The sequence below is a fragment of the Paenibacillus sp. Dod16 genome (genome assembly GCF_049893405.1).
Lineage (GTDB): Bacteria > Bacillota > Bacilli > Paenibacillales > Paenibacillaceae > Paenibacillus_AQ.
In genome coordinates, this window is sequence record NZ_JBNDYG010000077.1 from 1 (window position 1) to 23,252 (window position 23,252).

Genomic DNA, 23,252 nt, shown 5'->3' on the forward strand with positions numbered 1-23,252 from the left:
AACAGCAAGTGAATGAATACATTCTGTTCTATAACCAGAACCGATTCCAGAAAAAATTAAACGACCGTTCCCCGGTAGAATACCGGGAAACGGTCGCAGCATAAATCATGTCTTTTTTGTACTGTCTACTTGACAGGGTTATGACCAAAGGGAAACCAACTTCATCGGCTTTTTGTTGGAGGCGTGTTACTCGGAGGTGCTGGGATTAGCGAGGGAGCGTGAGTTACCTCGTGCGCTTGTTGAGTTACTGCCTGCTGGGACGCTCTCCCTTTGGGAATCGCTCATGCAGGTGGAGAGGGGATGTTGAGGTGCTTGTGCGTAACGGGCTACTGCCTGCTGGAATTATTAACCTGCATGAATAAAAACCAGCTCCGGGAACTGTCCCGGAGCTGGTTTTGTTTAGGTGCCGCTCTTCGGTAAAGACTTATGGTCGGCGGCTATACCCATTCACGGTGGTTGTGCCGTTAGCCGGAGCAGCAAAGGAATGGTGCGTTTTTATGGGCTTACGGCTGCCAGTTCACGTTAATGGTGGCTGTGCCGCTCGTTGGAGCCGTGAAGGTATGGTTCGAGCCGCCCTCCCACGTTACCGTCGAGCCTTGTTTTTTCAGGAACTTGAATTCGATGGTTTTACCGGCCGGTACGCTGACGTCATAGTACCAGGTTGGGTATTGGTAGATAACCTGGTTGTACAACGGTCCGATGGATTTGGCAGGATCCCAATTGCCGAGCTCGCTTACGCTGCCAGCCAGGTACACGTTTTGTCCGAGCGCGGTGGTGGCATTGTTCACCACAAACCGGACGCTGACTTGATCCCCTGTCAGCACTTCGAAGTTGTCGTGTACATTGCTTGAAGTGCCAGCGCTATTGGCGACTTTGATGTTATATACGCCACCGGCTACCGCAGGGATCTTCACTTTGATCTGCGTGTCCTCCCACGCCGTAATGTTAGCGCCTGTTACGGCCGTTGAGCCGAAGTATACCGTGCCTTTGGTTGCGCCGAAGCCGCGGCCGTCAATGGTGATGGTTGCGCCTGGTTTGGCCATCATCGGTCCTACGTGCCCGATCGTTGGCGAAGTCACGGCCGTGGTATATTGCCATACGGCCGTACCGCCCGCAGCGAGCGTAAAGTTGGAAGCTGCTCCGCCTGTGCCAACGGTCAAGTTGTTGCCGTTCAGAAGTCCGCCAAGCACGTCGGCATAGCTGCCTGCAGGCAATGAAGTCGCCAATCCGGTAATGGAGGCCGGCGTATTCACGTTGCGGTTTACAGCGATAAGCGCCACGTTGCTGCCGAATTTGCGTTCATAGATCAGCACATCATTGTTGATCCAGCGCTCTTGGGTCGTTCCATAGGCGATGGCCGGATTGGATTTGCGCAGTGGCGCCAGCTTTTTAATTACTTGGTAAGCGGTCGTCGTCGTAGAGAAAGAAGGAATTCTTGCCCGGTTGTCAGGGTCGTTGCCGCCGGACATGTATTGCTCGGTTCCGTAATAGATGGCCGGCACGCCGCGGGAAGTGAGCGTGAAGGCCAGCGCTTGCTCCAGCTTACGGCGGTTAGCGCTGTTATTGTGGAAGCGTTCCATGTCATGGTTATCGATGAACGTAACCTGATCCTCCACCTGCGCGTAATCGGCTGCCGAGCCCTCCAGCATGGACTTCAGACCGTACATATTGTCGGTGTTGTCCCTGAATACCTGGCGTACCTTCTGCGCGAAACGGAAGTCCAGCAGGCTCATGCCGGATTCGTTGGCGAACTTATGGTTCTCTGCACTTACTTCGTTCACGCCGAGGAACCATTCGCCGAAGGTGAAGACCGGCTTGTAGTTGTTGACGGTAGCCATGAAACTCTTCTGCCAGCCAAATGGCATATGTTTCACCGCGTCCATTCGAATGCCGTCAATGCCCAGATCGAGCCACATTTTGATGGCGTCCTTCAGGTAGGTATCCACGGTGCTGTTATTGTGATTCAGATCGGCAAGGTCGTACAGGTTTTTGTAAATCCCGTTCTCTGTTGTTGAGAAATCGGTGCCTCCGTTATGATGAAACAAATTCTGTGTATCGCCCGTGTATCCGCCGAGCAGGGTGCCGTTGTTGTACAGCTTGCCGTTCTCCGCGAATGAAGGCTGGTCCGAGGAAGCGGGAGAGGTGTGGTTCGGTGCGAAGTCGATGATGACTTTGATGTTCTTGGCATGAGCGGCTGCGATGAGATTCTGGAAATCGGCGATCGTGCCGTAAGCCGGGTTCGTTTTCTTGAAATCTCTGGCCCAATAGCCGTGATAAGCGGTGTTGTTCACGCCGGAATAGTTGATGACGCTGTAGATGTTCTCGACTGGCTGGGAGATCCAGATAGCGGTAACGCCCATGCCGGTCAGGTAGCCGTCGTTGATTTTGTTAATGATCCCTTGCCAGTCACCGCCGCAGTATAGCCTCAGATTGGTACAGGTACCGTCAAAGGCAGGTCCGGTCGGGTTGTTGGCAGCATTGCCGTCGGAGAAACGGTCCGTAAAGATTTGATAAATGACATCGGTGCTGAAATTTTGTTTATTGGACACCGAAGTATCCGGGGCCGCATGAGCAGGGCCGAGAAGGCTCAAGGCCAGGGACAAGCTAAGGGCAAGAGAAGTTGTCAGTTTGTAAAACTTTTTCATCGTAATTCCTCCTATGTAGCTGATATAGAGAAGGCTGGTTTTACTAGCTTATCGGCTGCTTGAGCATCACCTCCCATACTAAATCGGGCAACAAAAAACCCCGGAATCTCCTGTAGAGAAACCGGGGTTGTTCCATACCGGGTGTGCGGTGACGGAATGCATGGCCCTTAAATTATGCGAGTGTTTGATTTCAACATTATTGTAAATGGAAGCGTATTCAAGTGTCAATATATTATATCCAAATAAAAGGAAAATTTAAGTGGGAAGCGATGAAATTAAATTTTATAATAATTAATTAATATTGAAACAAAATTTTACAGATCATATAATAGGTTTAGGAAACGTTTACATTTTCAAAGGTGCTGTGGAGTTAAATGATGTGTCTGTTATTTAGTATTCCAAACTTAAGGACTTGCAGCAAAGGAGGGAAGATGGGATGGCGAGCAGCGCGGAAGCCGGTGCAGAGCAGCTGGGCTTGGGAATCAAGGGAGTGAAGGCGGCGTGCACCGCCATTGAACGCGAAATAGCCGCGGGTACGACGCCGGGTGCCGTGTTGGGTGTCATGCATGAAGGCAAGCAGTGGTTTTATAGTGCCGGTTATGCCAACCCCAGACCAATGCAGGGTCAGCCTGTGCCGGTCAGCACGGATACGTTATACGATTGTGCGTCTTTAACGAAGGTGGTGGTTACACTCCCGTTGATTCTGCAATTGATCGATGAGGGAGTCTTGAGCTTAAGCACAAAAGTAAGTCACATTCTGCCTCCATTCGGAACGGCCGGTAAAGAAGAGCTTACGGTAGGACAGCTGCTCACGCATACCTCCGGGCTCCAGGCGGACATGAACCTGCATTCGCAGGGGTGGGATAGGGAGCGGATGTGGGATGCCGTTCTTTCCGCACCGCTCGTGACCAAGCCGGATACCGAGGTGATTTACAGTGATCTGGGATATTTGGCGCTTGGCTGCATGATTGAGAAGGTCCTGGGAATGTCTTTAGAGCAGGCAGTAAAGGAACGGGTGTTGGATCCGCTCGGCATGCGTCATGCGACGCTGACTCCTGCGCCGGAACAGGCCGGCCGCTATGCAGCAACGGAGCATGAGGATACCATCCAGGATCATCTATGCGGAATTGTGCATGACGAGAAAGCACGGGCCTTGGGTGGTGTATGCGGTCATGCCGGCTTGTTTGCGACCGCAGGCGATCTGCTGCAATACGCCCGAATGTGGCTGGCACAAGGGGCGATCCCGGTAACGGTGAGGCCAGAGACAGGAGGCGGCGAATTCCGCATCTTATCTAGGGCGGCGGCGATTACGGCTACTGGTACCCATACGGGGCATATTCATGGCTCCAACCGTGGCCTGGGGTGGGTACTGAAAGGGGATAAAATGGACGCTTCGGGTGATTGGATGGGTCCGGGCTGTTACGGACATACCGGATTTACCGGAACCAGCATGTGGATCGATCCCGAGCTGGATCTCGCGGTCGTACTGCTGACAAACCGCGTATACGGGGGACGGAGCAGCAGCGTGGCCCAGCTTCGGGCCCAAGTCCACAATGCATTGACGGGAGCCGTAGCATGGTGAGATGGGAATGAGTCGTCGTTCGATTCGGCATCGTTTCGCGGAACTGGAAGCGAATCCAAGCAAATCTGAAGCATTACGACAATAAGGAGGGAATATGCAATGACGAGTTTAGCCTACAGGGCTTATCGGCCTGGGGACGAAGACGCTATTACTACCCTGTGGAATGACTGTCTACCGGGAGATCCCATGACTCGGCTTCGTTTTCGGAACTTGGTGCTGCTCGATCCAAACTTTGATCCGCAAGGACTGCGGATTGCGGAGGAGGAGGGCCGCTTGGTAGGCGTACTGTATGCGGTACGCCGGAGGCTGCCGATGATCGGAACCGAACTGGAGCTGGATCGCGGGTGGATCACCTTCTTCTATACCGATCCATCGGTTCGGAGACAGGGTGTGGCATCGCGGCTGCTGCAGGACGGCGAAGACTATCTTCGCGATCATGGACGCAGCAAAGTCTTTTTCTCCTCGTATGCCCCGAATTATATCGTTCCTGGAATCGATGGCGAGCGCTATCCGGAGGGCTTGGTGTGGCTTGCTGCAAGCGGCTTTACCCGCAATTATACGGCGGTTGCGATGGATCGCTCCCTGGTCGATTTTCGTAAGCCGCCGGAGGTTGCGGAATTAAAGCGGCAGCGTGAGCAAGAAGGCTTCACCTTCATGCTGGCTCAGGACAGCGATTTGGTGGAGCTGATCGATTTTGCGACGGATGTGTTTAACCCGGATTGGGGTCGGGCGATTCGCGAGGGACTGCTGCAGCGATTAACAACGGATCAGATCCTGATCGCGCGCGATCAAGGAAAGCTGGTGGGATTCTGCCTGCATAACGGATATGAAGGCGTGGCTGAACGATTTGGTCCGTTTGGCGTGGACCCGTCGATGCAAGGGAAGGGATTGGGGAAAATTCTGTTATATGATTGCCTCGCCCTCATGCGGGCGCAGGGGCTGCATGGAGCCTGGTTCCTCTGGACGGGCGAACAAAGCCCGGCAGGGCATTTGTACCGCAAGGCCGGATTTCATGTGACGCGCCGGTTCGATATTATGAGCAAAACGCTTCAATAGATTCTACTATTTTCCATACAAAGGGGAGATCCGATTTGACGGAAGCAAAGCAGCATCATATTTTGGCGATTGGCGGACATGCGGGCGATATGGATCTTACGGCGGGCGCCGTGATCGCCAAATACACACAAGCTGGCCACAAAGCAACGTTTCTTCACTTAACGCCAGGGGAGAAGGGACACCCTCGTCTGACGCCGGAGGAGTACGCGAAGCAGAAGATTGACGAGGCTCACCAATTTGCCGATATCGTTGGCGCGGATGTCCGTTTCCTTGCTTACAAGGATGCCGAGCTGCCGCTCGATGAGGAAGTGAAATATCAGGTAGCGGACGTCATACGGGAAGTGAAGCCCGATATCATCATCACGCATTGGAAGGAGAGCATCCACAAGGACCACTCCAATACCCATTACATTGTAGAGGACGCCCGCTTCTATGCAGGGCTGAAGACGATTGAACGAGAGCTTCCGGCCCATTATGCCCAGCATTTATACTATGCGGACAATTGGGAGGACCCGTACGATTTTCACCCTGAGGTGTTTATTGATATCCCGGACGAAGCCTATGAAACTTGGGTGAGAGCCATGAACGTGTATGCTTATGCGCGTGGGGAAACGTACGGCTTCCCGTTTATCGAATATTACAAAGCGCTCACGATTGTGAGGGGGGCTCCGGTGAACTTCAAGCGGGCACAAGCCTTTGCCGTGCCGAGAGGTGCGTTGACTAAACGATTACAGTTTTTCTAATTATATGCTTTTACATCCAGATAATTGGAATAACACCTAATGAAATCACAAAAAAATTGTGAGAAATGCCAAAACATCCACTGACATTATACCTATCTTTTGATATAATGAGTGATGTTACGGGGGAACACGTACGGAATCATATAGAGAATACAAACAGGAGAGGAAGTCTTCCATATGGAGGCTTCCTCTCTTTTCATTTGTTAAAGGCTGAGGATACTGGCGACAAAGCATGTCCGAGTACAACTCTGACCGGGATGCGGAAGGGATGCTGTTGCATTTTTATAATTCCGTGGTATTATGTATTTAAAGAATCTTAAATTAAAGATATTAATGAAGGGTTCTAGTGCAGTCTCTAGAAGGATTGCAGCCTAGTTTATAATGTGACTTTTAGGGTAGCCTATGGTCCTATTGGGCTATTCAGGGGGAATTCTAACATTCATGGTTGTAAAACGGAATCTAACCATATAACCAATCGAAAGGAGACAATACAAATGGAACATACGCATATTTACCGCCAAGGAACTTCTCCGGAGGCACCAACCTTACTATTGCTGCACGGTACCGGAGGGAATGAGGAGGATTTGCTGCCGCTGGCCGAGATGATCTCGCCCGCATCGAATGTGCTCGGCGTCCGCGGAAATGTTCTGGAGAGCGGCATGCCAAGATTTTTCCGTCGTCTCGCTGAAGGCGTATTCGACGTAGAAGATCTCGTGAAACGCACGCAGGACCTGAATGAATTCCTGAATTGGGCAGCCGCCGAATACAGTTTTGACCGCAGCCGTATCGTAGCGGTTGGTTATTCGAACGGCGCCAACATTGCCGCAAGCCTGCTGTTCCACGAGGGAGATGCGCTGCAAGGGGCTATCCTCCACCATCCGATGGTTCCGCTGCGGGATAAGGCCTTACCGGATTTGACTGGCATTCCCGTCTTCATCGCGGCCGGTCGTCACGATCCGATGTGCACCCCGCAGGAGAGCGAGGACCTGAATGAAATGCTAAGTGCAGCAGGGGCGGACGTGAAGCTGCATTGGGAGAACGGGGGGCATCAGCTGAGCCGTGCAGAGGTTGGGATGGCCGCTGCCTGGTTTAAGGAGAAGTTCCTCTAATACCAAGGATGCCATGATATACAAGCACCATGCATTCCTTACCTAATAAGTAAAAATGAAAGCGAATATGATCAAAATACCGTCAAAACGCTGGCGGTATTTTTTTTATACTTAACCCATCGAATAAGAATCGAGGGGGGTCCGACATGGCACAGGCAATGGAGACGATGAAGAAGCATGGCACCCAGCCTGCGCGGGGACACAGATCCCGGGGATCCTTGCAGCGGGGTGAGAACCTATGGGGGATCGCATTCGTAAGCCCGATGCTGATCGGCGTCATCATATTGGTGCTGTTTCCGATATTGGCTACGCTCGTGCTGGGTTTTGCCGATTGGAATTTCGTGCAAGGCTGGGATGGCATCCAGTGGGTCGGGTTTCAGAACTTCCGCCAGCTGCTGGAGGATGACATGTTTATCAAGTCGGTGCGCAACAACATCTTGTTTCTCTTGACGGTTCCGGTCTACATGATAATCTCGATGGTGCTGGCCATCCTGATCGACCGGTTTGTCTATATGAAGGGCTATTTTAAAGTGGCCTACTTCATGCCCTACATATCCAACATCGTGGCGGTGGCCGTCGTATGGCAGGTGCTGTTCCAGCCGTCCTACGGGCCGATCAACGAAATCCTCCGGACGCTCGGGATGTCCGATCCGCCCAAGTGGATCGCAGATCCGAATTTCGCGCTGATTTCCATCATGCTGATATCGATCTGGATCTCCATCGGCTTCAATCTGATTATCTATATCGCCGGGCTGCAGTCCATTCCGAAGGATCTGTACGAGGCGGCGGATATCGATGGAGCGAACGGGTGGACCAAGTTCAGACGCATTACGCTGCCCCTGCTGTCGCCAACGTCATTTTTCCTGCTGGTGACGGGCGTCATCTCCACGTTTAAGGTCTTTGATATCATTGCTGTTATGACCCAAGGCGGACCGATTGGATCGACAACCATGATGGTCTGGTATTTATACGATACGGCATTCGTCAACCTGAAGGTTGGTTACGCATCGTCCATTGCCGCGGTTCTGTTCGGTTTTGTCATGCTGATTACGCTGGGTCAGTGGGCTGCTCAGAAGAAGTGGGTCAACTACTAGGAGGGAGGGCGCTATATGGGGACAAGAGTCGGCGTCGACTGGCGCAAGCTCATCGTTACGATCGCGATGTTCGCGGTGAGCATTCTGTTTCTCCTTCCTTTTATATGGATGCTGGTTACATCCTTTAAGGTGGAGAAAGACGTATTCGTATATCCGATCCAGTGGATTCCGCGGGAGTGGAACGCCATCGAGAATTATAAGGAGGTATGGTTCGGCGATTATCCTTTCTATCTCTATTACTGGAACTCGATCAAGGTCAGCATACTGACCACGATCATCTCGGCCATGGTATCCGCCCTGGCGGCCTACGGCTTCTCCAAAATCCGGTTTGCCGCCGGCAATTGGCTGTTCATCATCGTGCTGGTGACCTACATGATTCCCGGCCAGGCCATCCTGATCCCGCAGTTTATTCTGTACCGCAACATCGGGCTGTTTGATAACCATTTCGGCCTCATTATGCTGGGAAGCTTCAGCGTGCTCGGAACGTTTATGCTCAGGCAATTCTTCATGGGCGTGCATCAGGAATTCATCGAATCCGCCAAAATCGACGGCGCGAACCATCCGCGAATCTTCTGGTCGATTGCACTGCCGCTGGTGAAGCCCGCTGTTGCCACGTATGCGATCCTGCGTTTCATCTGGACGTGGAACGATTATCAGAATCCGCTCATCTTCCTGCGGACGGACCGGCTGTTCACGATTCCGCTGGCGATGCAGAAATTCACGTCCTTGAGCGGAGAATTCTATTCCCTGATCATGGCTGCTGCCGTGTCGGCGATCTTCCCGCTGCTGATCGTTTTTATCATCGGCCAGAAGAGTGTCATCGAGGGCATCGCGCTGGGCGGGGTCAAGGGTTAAGAGCCCGGGAATGAATGGGGTAAAAATAGTTCCAACATCAGTAAAGATTGTTTTATGGTTAAGATGTAAGCGCTCTATATAATGGGGATAGTTACAGCAAGAATCGTCACGACCTTACATACCGATATTGATATCAATGGGGAGGGTTATAGACAATGATGAACAAGAAATGGTGGTCAGGCGTTCTTACGGCTGCAATGGTGATCGGCCTGCTGTCCGGCTGCGGCGGAGCGAAGGAGAATGCGGCGCAAGAGGGTTCCGAACAAGGCGGGGGCAAGACCAATCTGAGGCTGTACACCTATGGCACGGAGGAAGCTTACAATTGGAAGAAAACGATCCAGGCCTATGAAGAGGCAACGCCGGGCGTGACCATTGAGCTGGTCCAGCTCAGCGAGAAGGGGGATACGCAGGAGGCGTTCAAGAAGCTCGACCTGGAGGCGGCATCCTCGGCCCAGATGGACATTCTGATGTTCAGCGATCCGGCGGGTTACGCGCAGCGGGTGGCGCTCGGCATGGCCGAGCCGCTGGATGACTTTATCGCGAAGGACGGCTACAGCGTGGAAACGGATTATAAAGTAGATACCCGCCTCGACGGCAAAGTCTACGCGCTGCCCGGCAAGTTCAACCCGTGGTATGTGCTGCTGAACAAGGATCATCTGGAGGAAGCGGGACTGCCGGTTCCGACGGACTGGACCTGGGACGAATATGCGGATTATGCCAAAAAATTGACCCAAGGCGAAGGAGCGTCAAAGCGCTACGGAACATACTTCCATGGTCCGCAAGGGGGAGGATGGCTGGAGTTTCTGAAGCTGATGATGGCAAATCAGCCTCAAGATACCGATTATTTGAAGGCCGACGGCTCTTCCAATCTGGATAACCCGACCTTCAGGAAGACGCTGGAGCTGCGCGTGCGGATGGAGAAGGAGGACCAATCCTCGGTGCCGTACACGGACATGATCTCCCAGAAGCTGAATTATCGGACGCAATTCTTCAATCAATCCGCGAGCATGATCACGATTGGCAGCTGGATGAACACGGAGATCGGCGGAACGGATAAAGTGCCGCTGGAATTCAATGTCGCCGTAGCCCCATTCCCGAAAAACGAGAAAGGCGATCCGACGGGGCTTACGCCGGTCACCACGGATTACGTGGCGGTGGCGGCCAAGTCCAAGCATAAGGAAGAAGCTTATAAATTCGTCCGCTGGTACACAACGGAAGGGCAAATCGTGCAGGGCAAGAACATTCCGGCCTGGCAGCAGGTGAAAACCGAGCAGGTGGAAGAGATCATCGACACCATTCTGTCGGCCACGAAGAGTCCAGAGAAGGTAGACAAGAAATCGCTTGTGGACACCTTGGTCGCTTCGAAGGCCTCTGCCATCGTGCCTCCGGCACCTTATCAGGCGGAAGTGTACGAGGCGGTGAACGAGGAGTATGAGAAGCTGATCCTGGGCAATCAGGATATCGACCAGACCGTTGCGAATTCGCAGGAGCGAGTGAACAAAATTATAGAATCCAACAAAAAATGATCTGGTATAATAGACAAAAAAATCGGGACGGAATTCTTCGTCCCTTTTTTTGAATTCGCGTACATCATTCCCGTCACGCCATACCCGAGGTGGATCCTATGCCCGCACGACTCAAGAGCCTGATCCCGAGCTCCATCAGGCATAAGCTGATATTAGCTGCCATCACCTGCATCGTCGTTCCCGCCATCGTCAGCTTGATTCTGTATAATTCGTTAACGAAGGAAGCCTTGAGGCAGCAGGCGGTATCCAACGCAAGCGATGCCCTTCAGTTGGTCCGCGGATCGGTGACGAATCTGCTCTTAAGCAAAATCAATATCGCCAACTATATTCAGATGAATTCCGGGTTGAATTCTTACTTCAAACAGGTGGTCTCCGGCAACGAAGACCCGGATCCTTACCGCAGATTTATGGACTCCAACCGAGTTTTGGAGCATCTTTTCAGCTTGACGGTCGTCGGAGAGAAAAGTTATGTGACCGTCATCCTAGAGAACGGCTCCTATTACATGAATTATTCCGTAAGCGATTACAATCCGCTCGATTACAGGCAGCGCCCTTGGTTCAGCCGGATTTCGGAGCTGCAAGGCTTGGAGTCTCTATGGACGGAGCCGGAGGCCACGATGTTCCTCCCCGACCAAATCGATCATCCGACGCAGCTATCGGTGGTGCGCACGCTCAGGCTGCCGGATTCCGAGATATACGGCTACGTGATCGTAACGTTCATGGAGGATCAGATCAGCGGGATCTTCAACTCCCTTTCGGAAGGCAACGATATGGTGCTGCTGGATGCCAAGGGAACGATCGTTTCCGGCAGTTATCAGAACCAGATCGGAACGACCTTTGCTTATCTTGATGAGTTGGATCAAGATAAGCCGTATTCGATCGTACCGATGAAGGGGGAGAAACAGCTGATGGTACACCAGGACATTCCGTTTGCCGGATGGCGCCTGGTGCTGATGCAGCCGTACAAGGATGCGATCGTCAATATCAACTCGATTTTTAACCGGGTGTTCTGGTTTCAGATGTGCTTCTTTCTGATCTTTCTGCTGCTGCTCATTGCCCTTGTACGCGCGTTTACGAAGCCGTTGGTCAAGCTTGGCAAAGTGGCAACCGCCGTGCAGCGCGGAAATCTGGAAGTAAGGTCGAATGTTCATGGCAATGATGAGGTTGGTCGGCTCGGTCATTTATTCGACGACATGCTGGACCGGTTCAAAGCCATGATTTCGGAAATATCCGAGAACCAGGCGAGAAAACGAAAAGCGGAGCTCCGAATGCTACAAGCCCAGATCCATCCCCACTTTCTGTTCAATGTCCTGAATTCGATCCGGATGAAGGTCATGAAACGGGGCGATCCCGAAAGCGCCAAGATGATCGGCTCCCTGTCCGTGCTGCTCCGCATGACGATCAGCCGCGAGGAGGACGAGATTGCGCTTCACGAAGAAATCGACCTGATCTCGCATTATGTTGCCCTGATGAACCTCCGGCAGAAGGAGGAGGTCAGGCTGGAGCTGGATATCGCGCCGGAGGCTTTCCTCTTTAAGGTACCGCGCTTTTTCCTGCAGCCGATCGTGGAGAATGCATTAATCCATGGGCTCAACCAGCAGGCAGGGATGATCCGGATTGCAGCCGTCATGAAGGGCAGGCACCTCGTGCTGGCGGTGAAGGACGACGGCATCGGCATGGATGAAGCCATCAGGGAGTCGATTACCCGCAGAATCCAAGGCGGCTCCGACGGGTCCTCGAAGCAGGAAGAGGCAAGCGGAGGCAGCTTCTCCCATATCGGTCTTCAAAATGTGATGGAACGGATGAGTATGGTGTTCGGCGAGGCTTTTCAATGTCACGTTTACAGCGAGCCTGGCCAGGGAACGGTGATCGAGATGTTTATACCGGAAAGAGGGAATGCGGATGTATAACGTGATGCTGGTGGACGATGATTATCCCGTCATCGAGCTGTTGTCGGAGGCCATATCGTGGAATGAGCTGGGTTTGAATCTGATGGGAAGTTATGAGAACGGCATGAGTGCCTGGGAGGATGCGAAGTCTTCGCCTCCGGATATTCTGATTACGGATATCGGCATGCCCAAAATGAACGGGCTCGAGCTGTCCGCACGCATCAAAGAAGTGAAAGCCGATGTGCGGATCGCCATTCTGTCCTGCCATAACGAATTCCAATATGCCCAGCAGGCCATGCGGCTGAACGTGCAGGATTATCTGCTGAAGGATACGCTCGACCCCGAGGAGCTGGCACAGCTGCTGAGGCGCTTCAAGCAGGCAATGGACGAGGAAGCACAGAAGGGCTGGGAACGGTCGCGGATGATCTATCTGGTGGACGAATCCAAGGAGCTGCGGAAGGAGCAGAGCCTCAAAAATTTCATACACCAGCCCTTGCTGTCACCCGAAAAATGGCGGCATGAGCTGTCGGAGTACGGGATATTGAAGCCGGGTTCCCACTGCCTTCCCGTCGTCGGGCATCTGGAGGATGTCCGGGAGATCAAGCACCGCTTCGCTTCCAACCAGACGCTGCATTTTGCCCTGGGCAACGTGCTGCGGGAGGTGCTGGATCAACTGAATCCGGATGCGGTGCATGTCCTATATGATGCAAAGTCTTCGCTGCTCCTGTTCGCGTATCGACCCGGCTTGGGCAGCAACATATACGATGAGGCCGCCGCCTGCCTGAAGGAGGTGCAGCGGACGCTCGAGCGCGTGCTGCGAATCCGCATGTCGTTCCTGATCGGCCGGGGCTGCGCGGATCCCGAAGCCTTAAAGGCAGGGCTTAATGAATTGCTGGCCTGCCAGCACCAACGATTCTATCTGGAACCGCAGGAGATAACGAAACTGAACGGAGCGCTTGAACAGAAAAGTCTGAATGGGAATCCCGATCTCTTTGCTTATTATGATCGGGCCAGTTCGGAGCTGCGGGAATCGCTGCTTGGTAAAAAGGGCTTATGCGCGGTGCGCGACACGGTCGATCGGTGGATCTCATGGATCCAAGAGAAGCGGTACGCACCGGAATCGGTCAAGGACTGGGTATTGAAGCTCCTGTTGGACCTGAAGCTGAGGCTTCACCTCCTGCACTCGCTGTCACCCGCGTATACGGCCGATGCGCTGCACAAAGAGATCATGGACATGGATTCCCTGAACGAGCTGAAATCCTGGCTTCACGATTATTTGGAATCCACCCTGCAGGCTATGGACCGGGGATTCGTGGGCAGCAGAAGATCGGAAGTGGCGGAGGCCTGCAAATACGTGTCCCTTCGGCTTGATCAGAGGATCACGCTGGATGAAGTTGCGGGCTGTCTGCACCTGAATCCGAGCTATTTCAGCCGCATGTTCAAGAAAGAAACGGGGGTCACCTTCATCGAATACGTCACCCGGATGAAGATGGAGCGAGCCAAGGAGCTGCTGCGGCAGACGGACCGCACGGTCGGGGAAATCTGCGAAAGTCTGGCTTACGACAATGTGAGTTATTTCAGCAAGACATTCAAGGCTTATGCGGGGGTGACCCCTGTAGAGTTCCGGAACGGTTGAACGGGAGATGAAACGGGTGTCTGAACGGGCGCCGAAATGGGGAGGAGGCCTTAGTCCGATGAACAGGATGCAGGAGCTGACAACGATTGTGAACGGGATGGCTCCCGCCGATCGGCGGATGTATTACCAAGGCAGGGACCAGAGATCCTTCTGGGAAGGCATTCGGCGAAGCGGGGATTACGAGCAGGACATATCCGAGATTCGCGAGGAAGGGGAACGGCTGCTGTCTGTCCCGAATCCGCCGCTGACCTATGACTTATTCACCCGGTTTGCCCGGCATGGAACGAGGCTGGACTATGAGAAGGTTTATTTCGAGCGAAGGCTCCGGCTGAATACGTTTGCCCTGCTGACCCTTCTCGAGCCTGATAAGGAAGCGTACCGGACGGCTCTCCAGGAGATGGTCTGGTCCATCTGCGATGAGTATACCTGGTGTTTACCGGCGCATCTGAACGCGGAATCGCCGGGCGGCATCAAAGGGACGATTGATCTGTTCAGCGCCGAGACCGGGTTTACCCTCAGCGAAATCCGCATGCTGCTGCGGGACCATCTGCCTTCGCTGCTGATCTCAAGAATCGAGGAGGAGGTTGAAGTGCGGTTGTTCACCCCTTTCCTAAGCCATGAGCACGGCTGGGAGACCGCGACGCATAATTGGTCAGCCGTCTGTGCCGGTTCCATCGGCTCTGCCGCGCTGCTGCTTATGGAAAGCGGGGAATCTCTTGCAAAGATTCTGCTGAAGACGGAGCGGTGCATGGACTATTATCTGCAGGGCTTTGGCCCCGATGGAGCTTGTCTGGAAGGGCTGGGATACTGGAATTACGGGTTCGGGTATTTCGTGTATTATGCCGATTTGCTGCGCAAGCGTACCCGAGGCGAGCTGGACTGGTTCCGTGCCGAGAAGGTAGGCCGCATCGCCTTGTTTCAGCAAAAGGGCTTTTTGGCAGGCAAGGCCGTCGTCAACTTCTCCGATTCGCAACCGGAAAGCAAGGTGCACATCGGCTTGTCTCATTATCTGGCCGGATTGTACGGAGAATTCGAGTCTCCGCCGCAGTCTCTCCGGTCGGCTTACCGCGACGACCATTGCAGCCGCTGGGCTCCGGCCTTGCGCAACCTGATCTGGCGGAACCCCTTGCTGGCGGGAAGCGATTGGGGAGAGGCGAGTTATTATTTGCCTGATGCCCAGTGGCTGATCTCCCGCAGCTCCCATGGAGGCGAAGTGTACGCGTTTGCCGCCAAGGGCGGCAGCAACGGCGAGCCGCACAACCATAATGATCTCGGGCATTTTATTCTGTACGGCGCCGGGGAAGTATGGTGCTCGGACCTCGGCTGCGGCGAGTACACGGCGGAGTATTTCGGCGAAGGACGGTATGGCTATGATTGCAACGGCTCCCAAGGACACTCCGTGCCGATCATCGACGGCCATTACCAGCAAGAGGGCCCGGATAGCGCTGCGGTTGTAAGGGAAGCCGTGACGGGCGAAGCCGTGGATCGGCTTGCGCTTGAGCTGGCCTCGGCCTACCGGGTTCCGGCGCTTCGGGCATTCACAAGGACGCTGGAATGGAACAAGAAGGGGAATCGGCCAGAGCTGACGCTGAGCGACCGGTTTACGTTCGATTCACCCCTGGAGAGTCTGGTGGAGCGGATCGTCACCAGGAAACAGCCCGAGCTGGTGCTGATGGATGGCCGGCAGGTTGTTAGGTTGCGGGCACCGGGTACTTATGAGCAAGCAGAGGCAGGAGGATCAGAAGTTGTTCAGGCCTTAGATGACGGGCCCGGCCTGCTGATCCAATATGACAGCAAGCTGGTTGAGCCTGAGCTGACAAGCCATGTCTTCCGTGACCACTTCGGCCAGGAATCATCTTGGTATGCCGTGGATTTTAAAATGAAGACTCCCGGTTTGCATACGAATATCGACTTTAGGTTTCAATTCATATGAACAGAGGAGTGGAGAGGAATGAAAACGGAGATCGCTTTGGATTGGTTGACGGAGGCCTGGGAGGAGTCGCTTGCGAAGACGCGTCGAAACGTAACGCGGATTGGGGCGGGGTTTCCGCATGCCAGCCAGAATGGAGTCTACCAGCTGGAGCCGCCGCATTGGTGGACGGCCGGCTTTTGGCCTGGGATGCTGTGGCTTCTGTACAATGACAGCGGCCGGGCGGAGTTTAGAACGACCGCCGAGCAGTGCGAGCTCATTTTGGATGACGTGCTGAACCAATATGTACGACTGGATCACGATCTCGGTTTCATGTGGACGTTAACGAGTATGGCTTCCTACAAGCTGACCGGCAGCGAAGAGTCCAAGGTGCGCGCGCTCAAGGCGGCTAACTACCTGGCTGCACGCTTCAACCTGAAGGGCCAATATATTCGAGCCTGGAATCCATGGTCGGAAGGGGAGGATAACGCCGGGCTTGCCATCATCGATTGCGCCATGAATACGCCCTTGTTGTTTTTGGCCTCCGAGCTCAGCGGCGATCCCCGTTACCGGCATATTGCCGAAGCCCATATGGACACGGTGGTCCGGGACTTCGTCCGGCCGGACGGTTCCGTATATCATATCGTTCGATACGATCCGGCTACCGGTGAACGTGTGGAAGGGATCGGCGGGCAGGGCTTTGCGCCCGAATCCGCCTGGTCCAGGGGGACGGCGTGGGCGATCTACGGCTTAACGCTTGCCTACCATCATACGGACAAGTCGATATACCTCGATACCGCCAAAACGGTGGCGCATTTCTTCCTGGCGAACCTTCCGGAAGACCATGTGCCATACTGGGACTTCCGCGCGCCGGATGAAGCCCGCATCTACCGGGATTCGTCCGCCGGAGCCTGCGCCGCCAGCGGGCTGCTGCTTCTGGCCGACAAGGTGGATCAGGGACAGGCAGCCGTATACCGGGAATCCGCGGTCCGGATTTTGGAATCGCTGTACCGGAATTACGGTACATGGGACAACGATGGGGAGGAAGGCTTGATTCTTCATGGGACCAGTCATTATCCGGAAGGACGGAATATCGACGTGCCCTTAATTTATGGCGACTTTTTCTTTGTGGAAGGCGTGGCGCGGCTGAGAGGGAAGGGGCCGTTTTACTGGGAATGAATGACGGAGATTGATGCGGACGAATCGGGTACAAGGACAGGAACAAGCAGAAACAGGAACAAGAAACACAAGAGGAAGAGCAGAGGCACAGGAAGAGGATTAGAGAAATAGTAGCACGAGGAAGTGGATAGTGAGGTGGATTCTCAGGAAGAGAATAAGAGAAGTAGGTTCATAAAAAAAGTACATGCGTGTAAGAGGATAAGAGATGTAGAAGTACAGGTAATGAATAAGAGAAGCATGCCGGAAATGGAGTGAGAATGGAAGATGAGCATACAGGCAACGGGGAATCCCGATGGCGGCTTGACCCATCCGGTTGCCCGGAATCCGCTGCGAACAAGAGACGATGTGCAGGAAGCACTAACCCAACTGCTCGAGCCTCTGAATAAAAGGTACAGCGAGGGGCGAGCACGATTAATCCTTGAACGATCGGGAGCCGACGCCTATGCCGATATTGCGGAGATGGAGGGTTTCTCGCGAGTCCTGTGGGGACTCGTACCCGCCGTTGCCGGCGGATCCCATGGGGATCTGTGGGAGCTGTCTCTCCAAGGGATACGTTCAGGGTCGGATCCGACGCATGCGGAGTATTGGGGAAAGGTGAACGATTATGACCAACGGCTGGTGGAGATGGCGGTATTCGGATTGGCTTTCGCCCTCATTCCGGAGCGAATCTGGCAGCCGCTGAACGAGAAGGAGAGGAGCAACCTCTATCAGTGGCTCGATCAGATCAACCATCACCCTTGTCATGATTGCAATTGGCTATTTTTTCATGTGTTTGTCAACGTTGGCTTCCTCAAAGCAGGCTTGCCGTACGATGCTGAGCAGCTGGAGAACAATCTCCAGCGCATTGAGGAATTCTATCTGGATGCAGGCTGGTACAGCGACGGAATCGGGGGGCACAGCGATTATTACGTGCCGTATGCCTTTCACTTCTACGGTCTGATCTATGCGCAGCTGATGGGAGAGGAGGACCCGGAACGCGCCGGGCGCTACAGGGAGCGGGCAGCGTTGTTTGCCCGCGATTTCGTCCACTGGTTCGCCCCCGACGGGGCGGCCGTTCCTTACGGACGCAGCTTGACGTACCGCTTTGCCCAGTCGGCTTTCTGGTCGGCTGCGGCCTATGCCGGGCTGGAAGGGTTTCGTCCGGGTGAGCTAAAAGGGCTGATCCTGAGAAATCTCAGATGGTGGTTTCAGCAGCCCATATTCGACCGGGACGGCGTGTTGACGATCGGCTACGCGTACCCAAACCGGATCATGTCGGAGAATTATAACGCGGCCGGCTCCGTGTACTGGTCGCTGAAGACGTTCCTGATCCTGGCTTTGCCGGACGAGCATCCGTTTTGGACGGCCGAGGAGCAGGAACTGCCGGAGACGGGAGATATTTCGGTGCAGGAGCAAGCGCATCTGGTGTTTTGCCGGGATCAGCAGACCGGCCATGTGGCCGCGTTCAATACGGGCCATCCGTCTACGAACGAGCATACGCATACTTCCGCCAAGTACGAGAAGTTTGTTTACTCAACCGCCTTTGCATTCAGCGTTCCGAGGGCGGAATGGGGACTGGCCCAGGGGGCTTACGATTCCATGCTGGCGCTTAGCGAAGGTGATCGGCTGTTCCGGGTCAAGCGCTTATGCGAAGAAACATGGATTCAGGAGCATGTGCTGTATGCACAATGGAAGCCGTGGAGAGACGTGGAGGTCCGGACCTGGATAGCGGCGGGGCTCCCTTGGCATATTCGCATCCATCGGATCAGCACGGGAAGAATGCTTGATGCTGCAGAAGGCGGGTTTGCTTTAGGCTTGGGATCTTTAAACAGCTCCATGGCGGGAGAAGGGGCAGCATCGGCTTCCGGCACCTTCGGCACGAGCGCCATCTATGGCATGCTCGGTTACGATACGGCAGAGCTCATCTATCCCCATGCTAATACCAATCTCCTGCGTCCCCGCACCGTCATTCCTATGTTGATGGCGGCGCTCGAACCCGGAACCCATTGGCTCATATCGGCTGTACACGGCGATCCAGGTCCTCACGTCGTTGAAGAGCCTTCCATGGTTGCCGTAACCAAGGGTCTGGGTGTAGAAATCGGCCAGCGTGAGATTAAAATAACGACACAGACGGGGAAAGTCATCGTGATTCCGATGGACTAACGGGCATGCCGTCATTCGCCTTCATATAAATCTAAACTACAAAAGCCGGGGATTGATAACCCCGGCTTTCGTGTGCTTCATAGAAGCACCTCATCCTCCCTGATCGTGGCGATGGGCTGCAGAAATTGGTGATTAAAGGGCCGCAGCTCTGTCCCTGCCCGAGCTTTATTCACCCAATCCGGGTTGACTAAGGCGCTGGTGCCGATCGCAACGAAATGCGCATGGCCAGAAGCCAAGATTCGTTCTGCGACCGCCGGCTCGCCGAGTTTGCCGTTCGCGATGACGGGAAGACCGCCGTATGTTGCGGCAAGCTCGGCTAAGGTGGTCTCGCCATCAGCGAAAGCGGGGGCGTAAGCTTTGTACTCCGTCGTGTGAATGTAAGATGGTGAGGCCCCGCTCAATTGTTCGAATATTGTCTTAGCATCCGCAACTCCCTGAGCCCACTTATGATGGAAATCGTTCACCTTGCCCTGGGAAATCCGCACGCCAACGGTATAATCCGGGCCAACGGCTGCCCGAATGGCTTCCAACACTTCAACGACAATTCGAATCCGATTCTCCGTGGACCCGCCGTATTCATCCGTTCTGCGGTTGGTGTAATCGGTTATGAATTGATCGAGCAAATAGCCGTTTGCCGCATGGATTTCAACCCCGTCGAATCCAACAGCCTTGGCGCGGAGTGCCGCTTGCGCAAAATCCTGGATCGTTTGTTTAATCTGAGGCTGCGTTAACTCCCGAGGGGTGGCGAATTCTCCGCTTCCTCCATGGTCCTCAAGCATGGCGCCCACCGGCTTCACCGCTGAAGGCGCGACCGGGATGAATCGCTCATGCTGAACCAGGGCCCCGGCGTGCATCAACTGCGCAATGATTTTACTTCCCTCCCGATGAACAGCTTCGATGACAGGCTTCCAGGACGCGGCCTGCTGGTCATTCGCCATGCCGGGTTGGTTGAGATAGCTTTGGCTCTGAACGTCATCCGGGTAAAGGCCTTCCGTAATGATCAGACCGAACCCGCCCTTTGCGAATCTCTGATAGTATCGGACCATTCGGTCGTTTGCCAAGCCATTCGGCTCCGCGCTCGTTCTAGTCATGGGCGAGAGTACGGCCCGATTGGACAGTTTCAAAGATCCTAATGAAGCTTCGGTTAGCAGGTTGGGATATGAATGCATGGTTTTGTCCTCCTTAATGGTTGATCACTCTTATGGCGACCGACGCTTGTTAGTGGGTATGTTCTGATTGTATTTCGCATGGTCTATACTGTAAAATGATAGAAAATAATACATGTATCAAAAAAAATGATACCAAGAAGGTGTGCTGGATGGACTTAACGGATCTGAGGACGATCGCCGTCATCGTGGAGGAAGGCAGCGTATCAGGTGCTGCCGAGAAGATGGGGTATGTGCAATCCAACGTGACGGCGCGCATTCGCAAGCTGGAGTCCGAGCTGGGTGTTCCTTTGTTCGATAGGCATCCCAAAGGAGTCACTCCCACGGAAAGGGGGCTCGTTCTCTATCGATATGCCAAGGAGATTCTAGACATGGCTGAGGAAGCCGTTGCCGCCGTGAAGGAGCCGCCCTATCCATGCGGTCCGCTTTTGATCGGCGTCGTGGAGACGATGGCGACATCGCCATCCTTTATTCAGGCCTTGTCCCACTTTCAACGAACCTATCCGGAGGTCGCGCTATCTCTTGTTAGCGGAACATCTCCACAGCATTATGAAGGCATGCTCAGCCGTAGATTGGACGGTGCGTTCATTACCGGTGATTATGACATGTCGCTGCTTGTGAGCGAGCTGGAACTCCGGGAGGAGGTGTCGCTGCTTGCTTCGTCGGAGGAATCCGAAGAAGAGGGGGCATTCAAGGCATTCGAACTAACGGGTGCTTCTTGGATCGTATTTCCCAAGGGATGTCCTTTCCGGAAGTCTAACGAAGAATGGCTTAGCAGCGAAGGGATCGCCGCAGCGAACATGATCGAAATCAGCACATTGGAGACGATGCTCAGCTGCGTACGGGCCAAGCTGGGCTGCGCGCTTCTGCCGGCATCGGCGATTCCTTGGTCCGATCCAGGATTAAGGGCCTACCCCGTACCGGAAGAGTATCGCAGCGCCACGACTCGGCTACTCCGTCGCAATGAATCATTCCGCAGCAAGGCGTTTGCCGCTTTCGCGGAATGCGTCAGAGAAGCGGGCGGTCTGAATTCGACTGGAATTCAGGCCTCCTGATCTTGAAAACATCTCCAGTTTCCGAAAGCTTGCCAGAAAAGGGCGGGATATTTTCATGAAAAGTGATACAATGATAGAAATACGTAAATGAGGGTAGCGGAAGGATCAACGTTTACCTGGCAGCGAAGTGGGAGTGTGATCGAGAGAATGGAAGAGACGTATACGGCAAAACGGGCAGTCAGCATGGAGGACATCGTACGCGCACACCACGTGCTTCGTGAAGTGATCGTGCGGACGCCACTGCAGCGCGACGCTGTGCTGTCAGCCAAGTATGACTGCGAAGTGTATTTGAAGCGCGAGGACTTGCAGGTGGTTCGCTCCTTCAAGATCCGCGGCGCTTACAATATGATTCGCAGCTTGTCAGACGAGGAACGTGGTAACGGGATCGTGTGCGCGAGTGCGGGAAACCATGCGCAAGGGGTGGCTTTCTCCTGTAATGCGCTGAATATTAGAGGCAAGATTTATATGCCGAGTACAACCCCGAATCAGAAGGTGAAGCAGGTGAAGCGTTTTGGCGGGGGCAGTGTCGAGGTCATTTTGACAGGCGATACCTTCGACGATGCTTATGCTGAAGCGATCAAGGCTTGTGATGAGTATGGCATGACCTTTATTCACCCGTTCGATGAAGCGAAGATCATCGCGGGCAACGGCACGATCGGGATGGAAGTTATGGAGGAGCTGGACGCTCCGGCTGATTATATGTTTGTCACCATTGGCGGCGGCGGTCTTGCCGCAGGCGTGGCAACATATGTCAAAACCGTCAGCCCAACGACGCAAGTGATTGGCGTTGAACCGCTCGGCGCAGCGTCCATGATCGAGGCCAAGAAGCAGGGTGAGGTGGTCACCATGCACGAGATCGACAAATTCGTGGATGGCGCAGCCGTTAAGCGTGTCGGGCAGCTGACCTACGATATCTGCTGCGAGCTTGTCGATGACATCGTGACGGTACCGGAAGGAAAAGCCTGCACCACCATCCTGGAGCTGTATAACGAAAATGCAATCGTTGTAGAGCCTGCCGGGTCGCTGGCCGTGGCGGCGCTGGATATGAACCGGGACCGGATTCGCGGAAAAACGGTCGTATGCATCATCAGCGGCGGCAATAACGATATCGACCGGATGCAGGAAATCAAGGAGCGTTCCTTGATTTATGAAGGGCTGAAGCATTACTTCATGATCAACTTCCCGCAGCGTGCGGGAGCACTCCGCGAGTTTCTGGAAGAAGTGCTGGGTCCCGACGACGATATCGCACGCTTCGAATACACGAAGAAGCATAACAAGGAAGACGGGCCTGCCCTGGTGGGCATCGAGCTGTTAAGGCCCGAGGATTACGGTCCGCTGGTAGAGCGGATGCAGCGCAAGGGTCTGGATTATACAGAGCTGAACAAGAACATGAACCTGTTCAATCTGCTGATTTAAGAGGTACACAGACCGCGATAAATAGGCACAGACCACGTAAAAAAGCCGGATTCTTGGTCATAACCCTGTCAAGTAGACAGTACAAAAAAGACATGATTTAWGCTGCGGCCGTTTCCCGGTATTCTACCGGGGAACGGTCGTTTAATTTTTTCTGGAATCGGTTCTGGTTGTAGAACAGAATGTATTCGCTCACTTGCTGTTCAACCTCCGCTTTGTTTGCTGCCTTATTCAAGTATATTTTCTCGGTCTT

General features: G+C 53.9%; 18 protein-coding genes. 15 read left to right on the forward strand and 3 right to left on the reverse strand.

From position 1 onward, the window contains the following. The first annotated feature begins 8 nt into the window (after positions 1-8). Complete coding sequence (locus ACPV3A_RS35665; protein ID WP_426200258.1) at positions 9-104, forward strand: IS3 family transposase; 96 nt, start codon at positions 9-11, stop codon at positions 102-104. A 399-nt stretch (positions 105-503) separates the two neighbouring features. On the opposite strand, the gene ACPV3A_RS35670 is transcribed toward ACPV3A_RS35665, so the two are convergent. Further along, positions 504-2,645: an alpha-amylase family glycosyl hydrolase gene (locus ACPV3A_RS35670; protein WP_426204579.1), complete on the reverse strand. Its 2,142-nt coding sequence runs from the start codon at positions 2,643-2,645 to the stop codon at positions 504-506. Positions 2,646-3,081: 436 nt separating this feature from the next. Between ACPV3A_RS35670 and ACPV3A_RS35675 the strand changes: the two genes are divergently transcribed. The 12 genes from ACPV3A_RS35675 to ACPV3A_RS35730 all read left to right on the forward strand — a co-directional run bounded on the left by ACPV3A_RS35675 (position 3,082) and on the right by ACPV3A_RS35730 (position 19,365). Continuing rightward, entirely contained in the window at positions 3,082-4,227 is a 1,146-nt protein-coding gene (locus tag ACPV3A_RS35675; RefSeq protein WP_426204580.1) for a serine hydrolase domain-containing protein, read from the forward strand. Between the two features lie 99 nt (positions 4,228-4,326). Continuing rightward, positions 4,327-5,283 (forward strand): GNAT family N-acetyltransferase, encoded by a 957-nt coding sequence (locus tag ACPV3A_RS35680; RefSeq protein ID WP_426204582.1) that lies wholly within the window; start codon positions 4,327-4,329, stop codon positions 5,281-5,283. A 35-nt stretch (positions 5,284-5,318) separates the two neighbouring features. Beyond that, complete coding sequence (locus ACPV3A_RS35685; RefSeq protein WP_100540310.1) at positions 5,319-6,026, forward strand: PIG-L deacetylase family protein; 708 nt, start codon at positions 5,319-5,321, stop codon at positions 6,024-6,026. A 494-nt stretch (positions 6,027-6,520) separates the two neighbouring features. Beyond that, positions 6,521-7,135, forward strand: coding sequence for an alpha/beta hydrolase (locus ACPV3A_RS35690; protein ID WP_426204584.1), 615 nt, complete (start codon positions 6,521-6,523; stop codon positions 7,133-7,135). 146 nt (positions 7,136-7,281) lie between these two features. Further along, positions 7,282-8,229: a carbohydrate ABC transporter permease gene (locus tag ACPV3A_RS35695; protein ID WP_426204586.1), complete on the forward strand. Its 948-nt coding sequence runs from the start codon at positions 7,282-7,284 to the stop codon at positions 8,227-8,229. Between the two features lie 15 nt (positions 8,230-8,244). After that, a complete protein-coding gene (locus ACPV3A_RS35700; RefSeq protein WP_113061534.1) occupies positions 8,245-9,084 on the forward strand; it encodes a carbohydrate ABC transporter permease in 840 nt (279 codons plus the stop codon). 155 nt (positions 9,085-9,239) lie between these two features. After that, on the forward strand, positions 9,240-10,610 hold the full coding sequence (locus ACPV3A_RS35705; RefSeq protein ID WP_426204588.1) for an ABC transporter substrate-binding protein: 1,371 nt from the start codon (positions 9,240-9,242) through the stop codon (positions 10,608-10,610). A gap of 98 nt (positions 10,611-10,708) precedes the next feature. Beyond that, positions 10,709-12,520, forward strand: a complete 1,812-nt coding sequence (locus ACPV3A_RS35710; RefSeq protein WP_426204590.1) for a cache domain-containing sensor histidine kinase — start codon at positions 10,709-10,711, stop codon at positions 12,518-12,520. Beyond that, entirely contained in the window at positions 12,513-14,135 is a 1,623-nt protein-coding gene (locus ACPV3A_RS35715; protein ID WP_426204592.1) for a response regulator transcription factor, read from the forward strand. Before ACPV3A_RS35710 ends, ACPV3A_RS35715 begins: the two co-directional genes overlap by 8 nt. Positions 14,136-14,193: 58 nt before the next feature. Further along, positions 14,194-16,068: a hypothetical protein gene (locus ACPV3A_RS35720; RefSeq protein WP_426204594.1), complete on the forward strand. Its 1,875-nt coding sequence runs from the start codon at positions 14,194-14,196 to the stop codon at positions 16,066-16,068. 18 nt (positions 16,069-16,086) lie between these two features. Continuing rightward, a complete protein-coding gene (locus ACPV3A_RS35725; protein WP_426204595.1) occupies positions 16,087-17,223 on the forward strand; it encodes a glycoside hydrolase family 88 protein in 1,137 nt (378 codons plus the stop codon). 264 nt (positions 17,224-17,487) lie between these two features. After that, positions 17,488-19,365 carry a DUF2264 domain-containing protein gene (locus ACPV3A_RS35730; protein WP_426204597.1) on the forward strand — a complete coding sequence of 626 codons (1,878 nt, stop codon included), beginning with the start codon at positions 17,488-17,490 and terminating at the stop codon, positions 19,363-19,365. 77 nt (positions 19,366-19,442) lie between these two features. On the opposite strand, the gene ACPV3A_RS35735 is transcribed toward ACPV3A_RS35730, so the two are convergent. Further along, complete coding sequence (locus ACPV3A_RS35735; RefSeq protein ID WP_426204599.1) at positions 19,443-20,534, reverse strand: NADH:flavin oxidoreductase; 1,092 nt, start codon at positions 20,532-20,534, stop codon at positions 19,443-19,445. Positions 20,535-20,683: 149 nt separating this feature from the next. Between ACPV3A_RS35735 and ACPV3A_RS35740 the strand changes: the two genes are divergently transcribed. Both ACPV3A_RS35740 and ilvA read left to right on the forward strand, forming a co-directional pair. Next, positions 20,684-21,586, forward strand: a complete 903-nt coding sequence (locus ACPV3A_RS35740; protein ID WP_426204601.1) for a LysR family transcriptional regulator — start codon at positions 20,684-20,686, stop codon at positions 21,584-21,586. A gap of 147 nt (positions 21,587-21,733) precedes the next feature. Continuing rightward, positions 21,734-23,002 carry a threonine ammonia-lyase IlvA gene (gene ilvA, locus ACPV3A_RS35745; protein ID WP_071221525.1) on the forward strand — a complete coding sequence of 423 codons (1,269 nt, stop codon included), beginning with the start codon at positions 21,734-21,736 and terminating at the stop codon, positions 23,000-23,002. A gap of 97 nt (positions 23,003-23,099) precedes the next feature. Here ilvA and ACPV3A_RS35750 read toward each other — a convergent pair whose 3' ends face one another. Next, positions 23,100-23,240, reverse strand: a complete 141-nt coding sequence (locus tag ACPV3A_RS35750) for an IS3 family transposase (protein WP_426204603.1) — start codon at positions 23,238-23,240, stop codon at positions 23,100-23,102. Positions 23,241-23,252 lie beyond the last annotated feature (12 nt).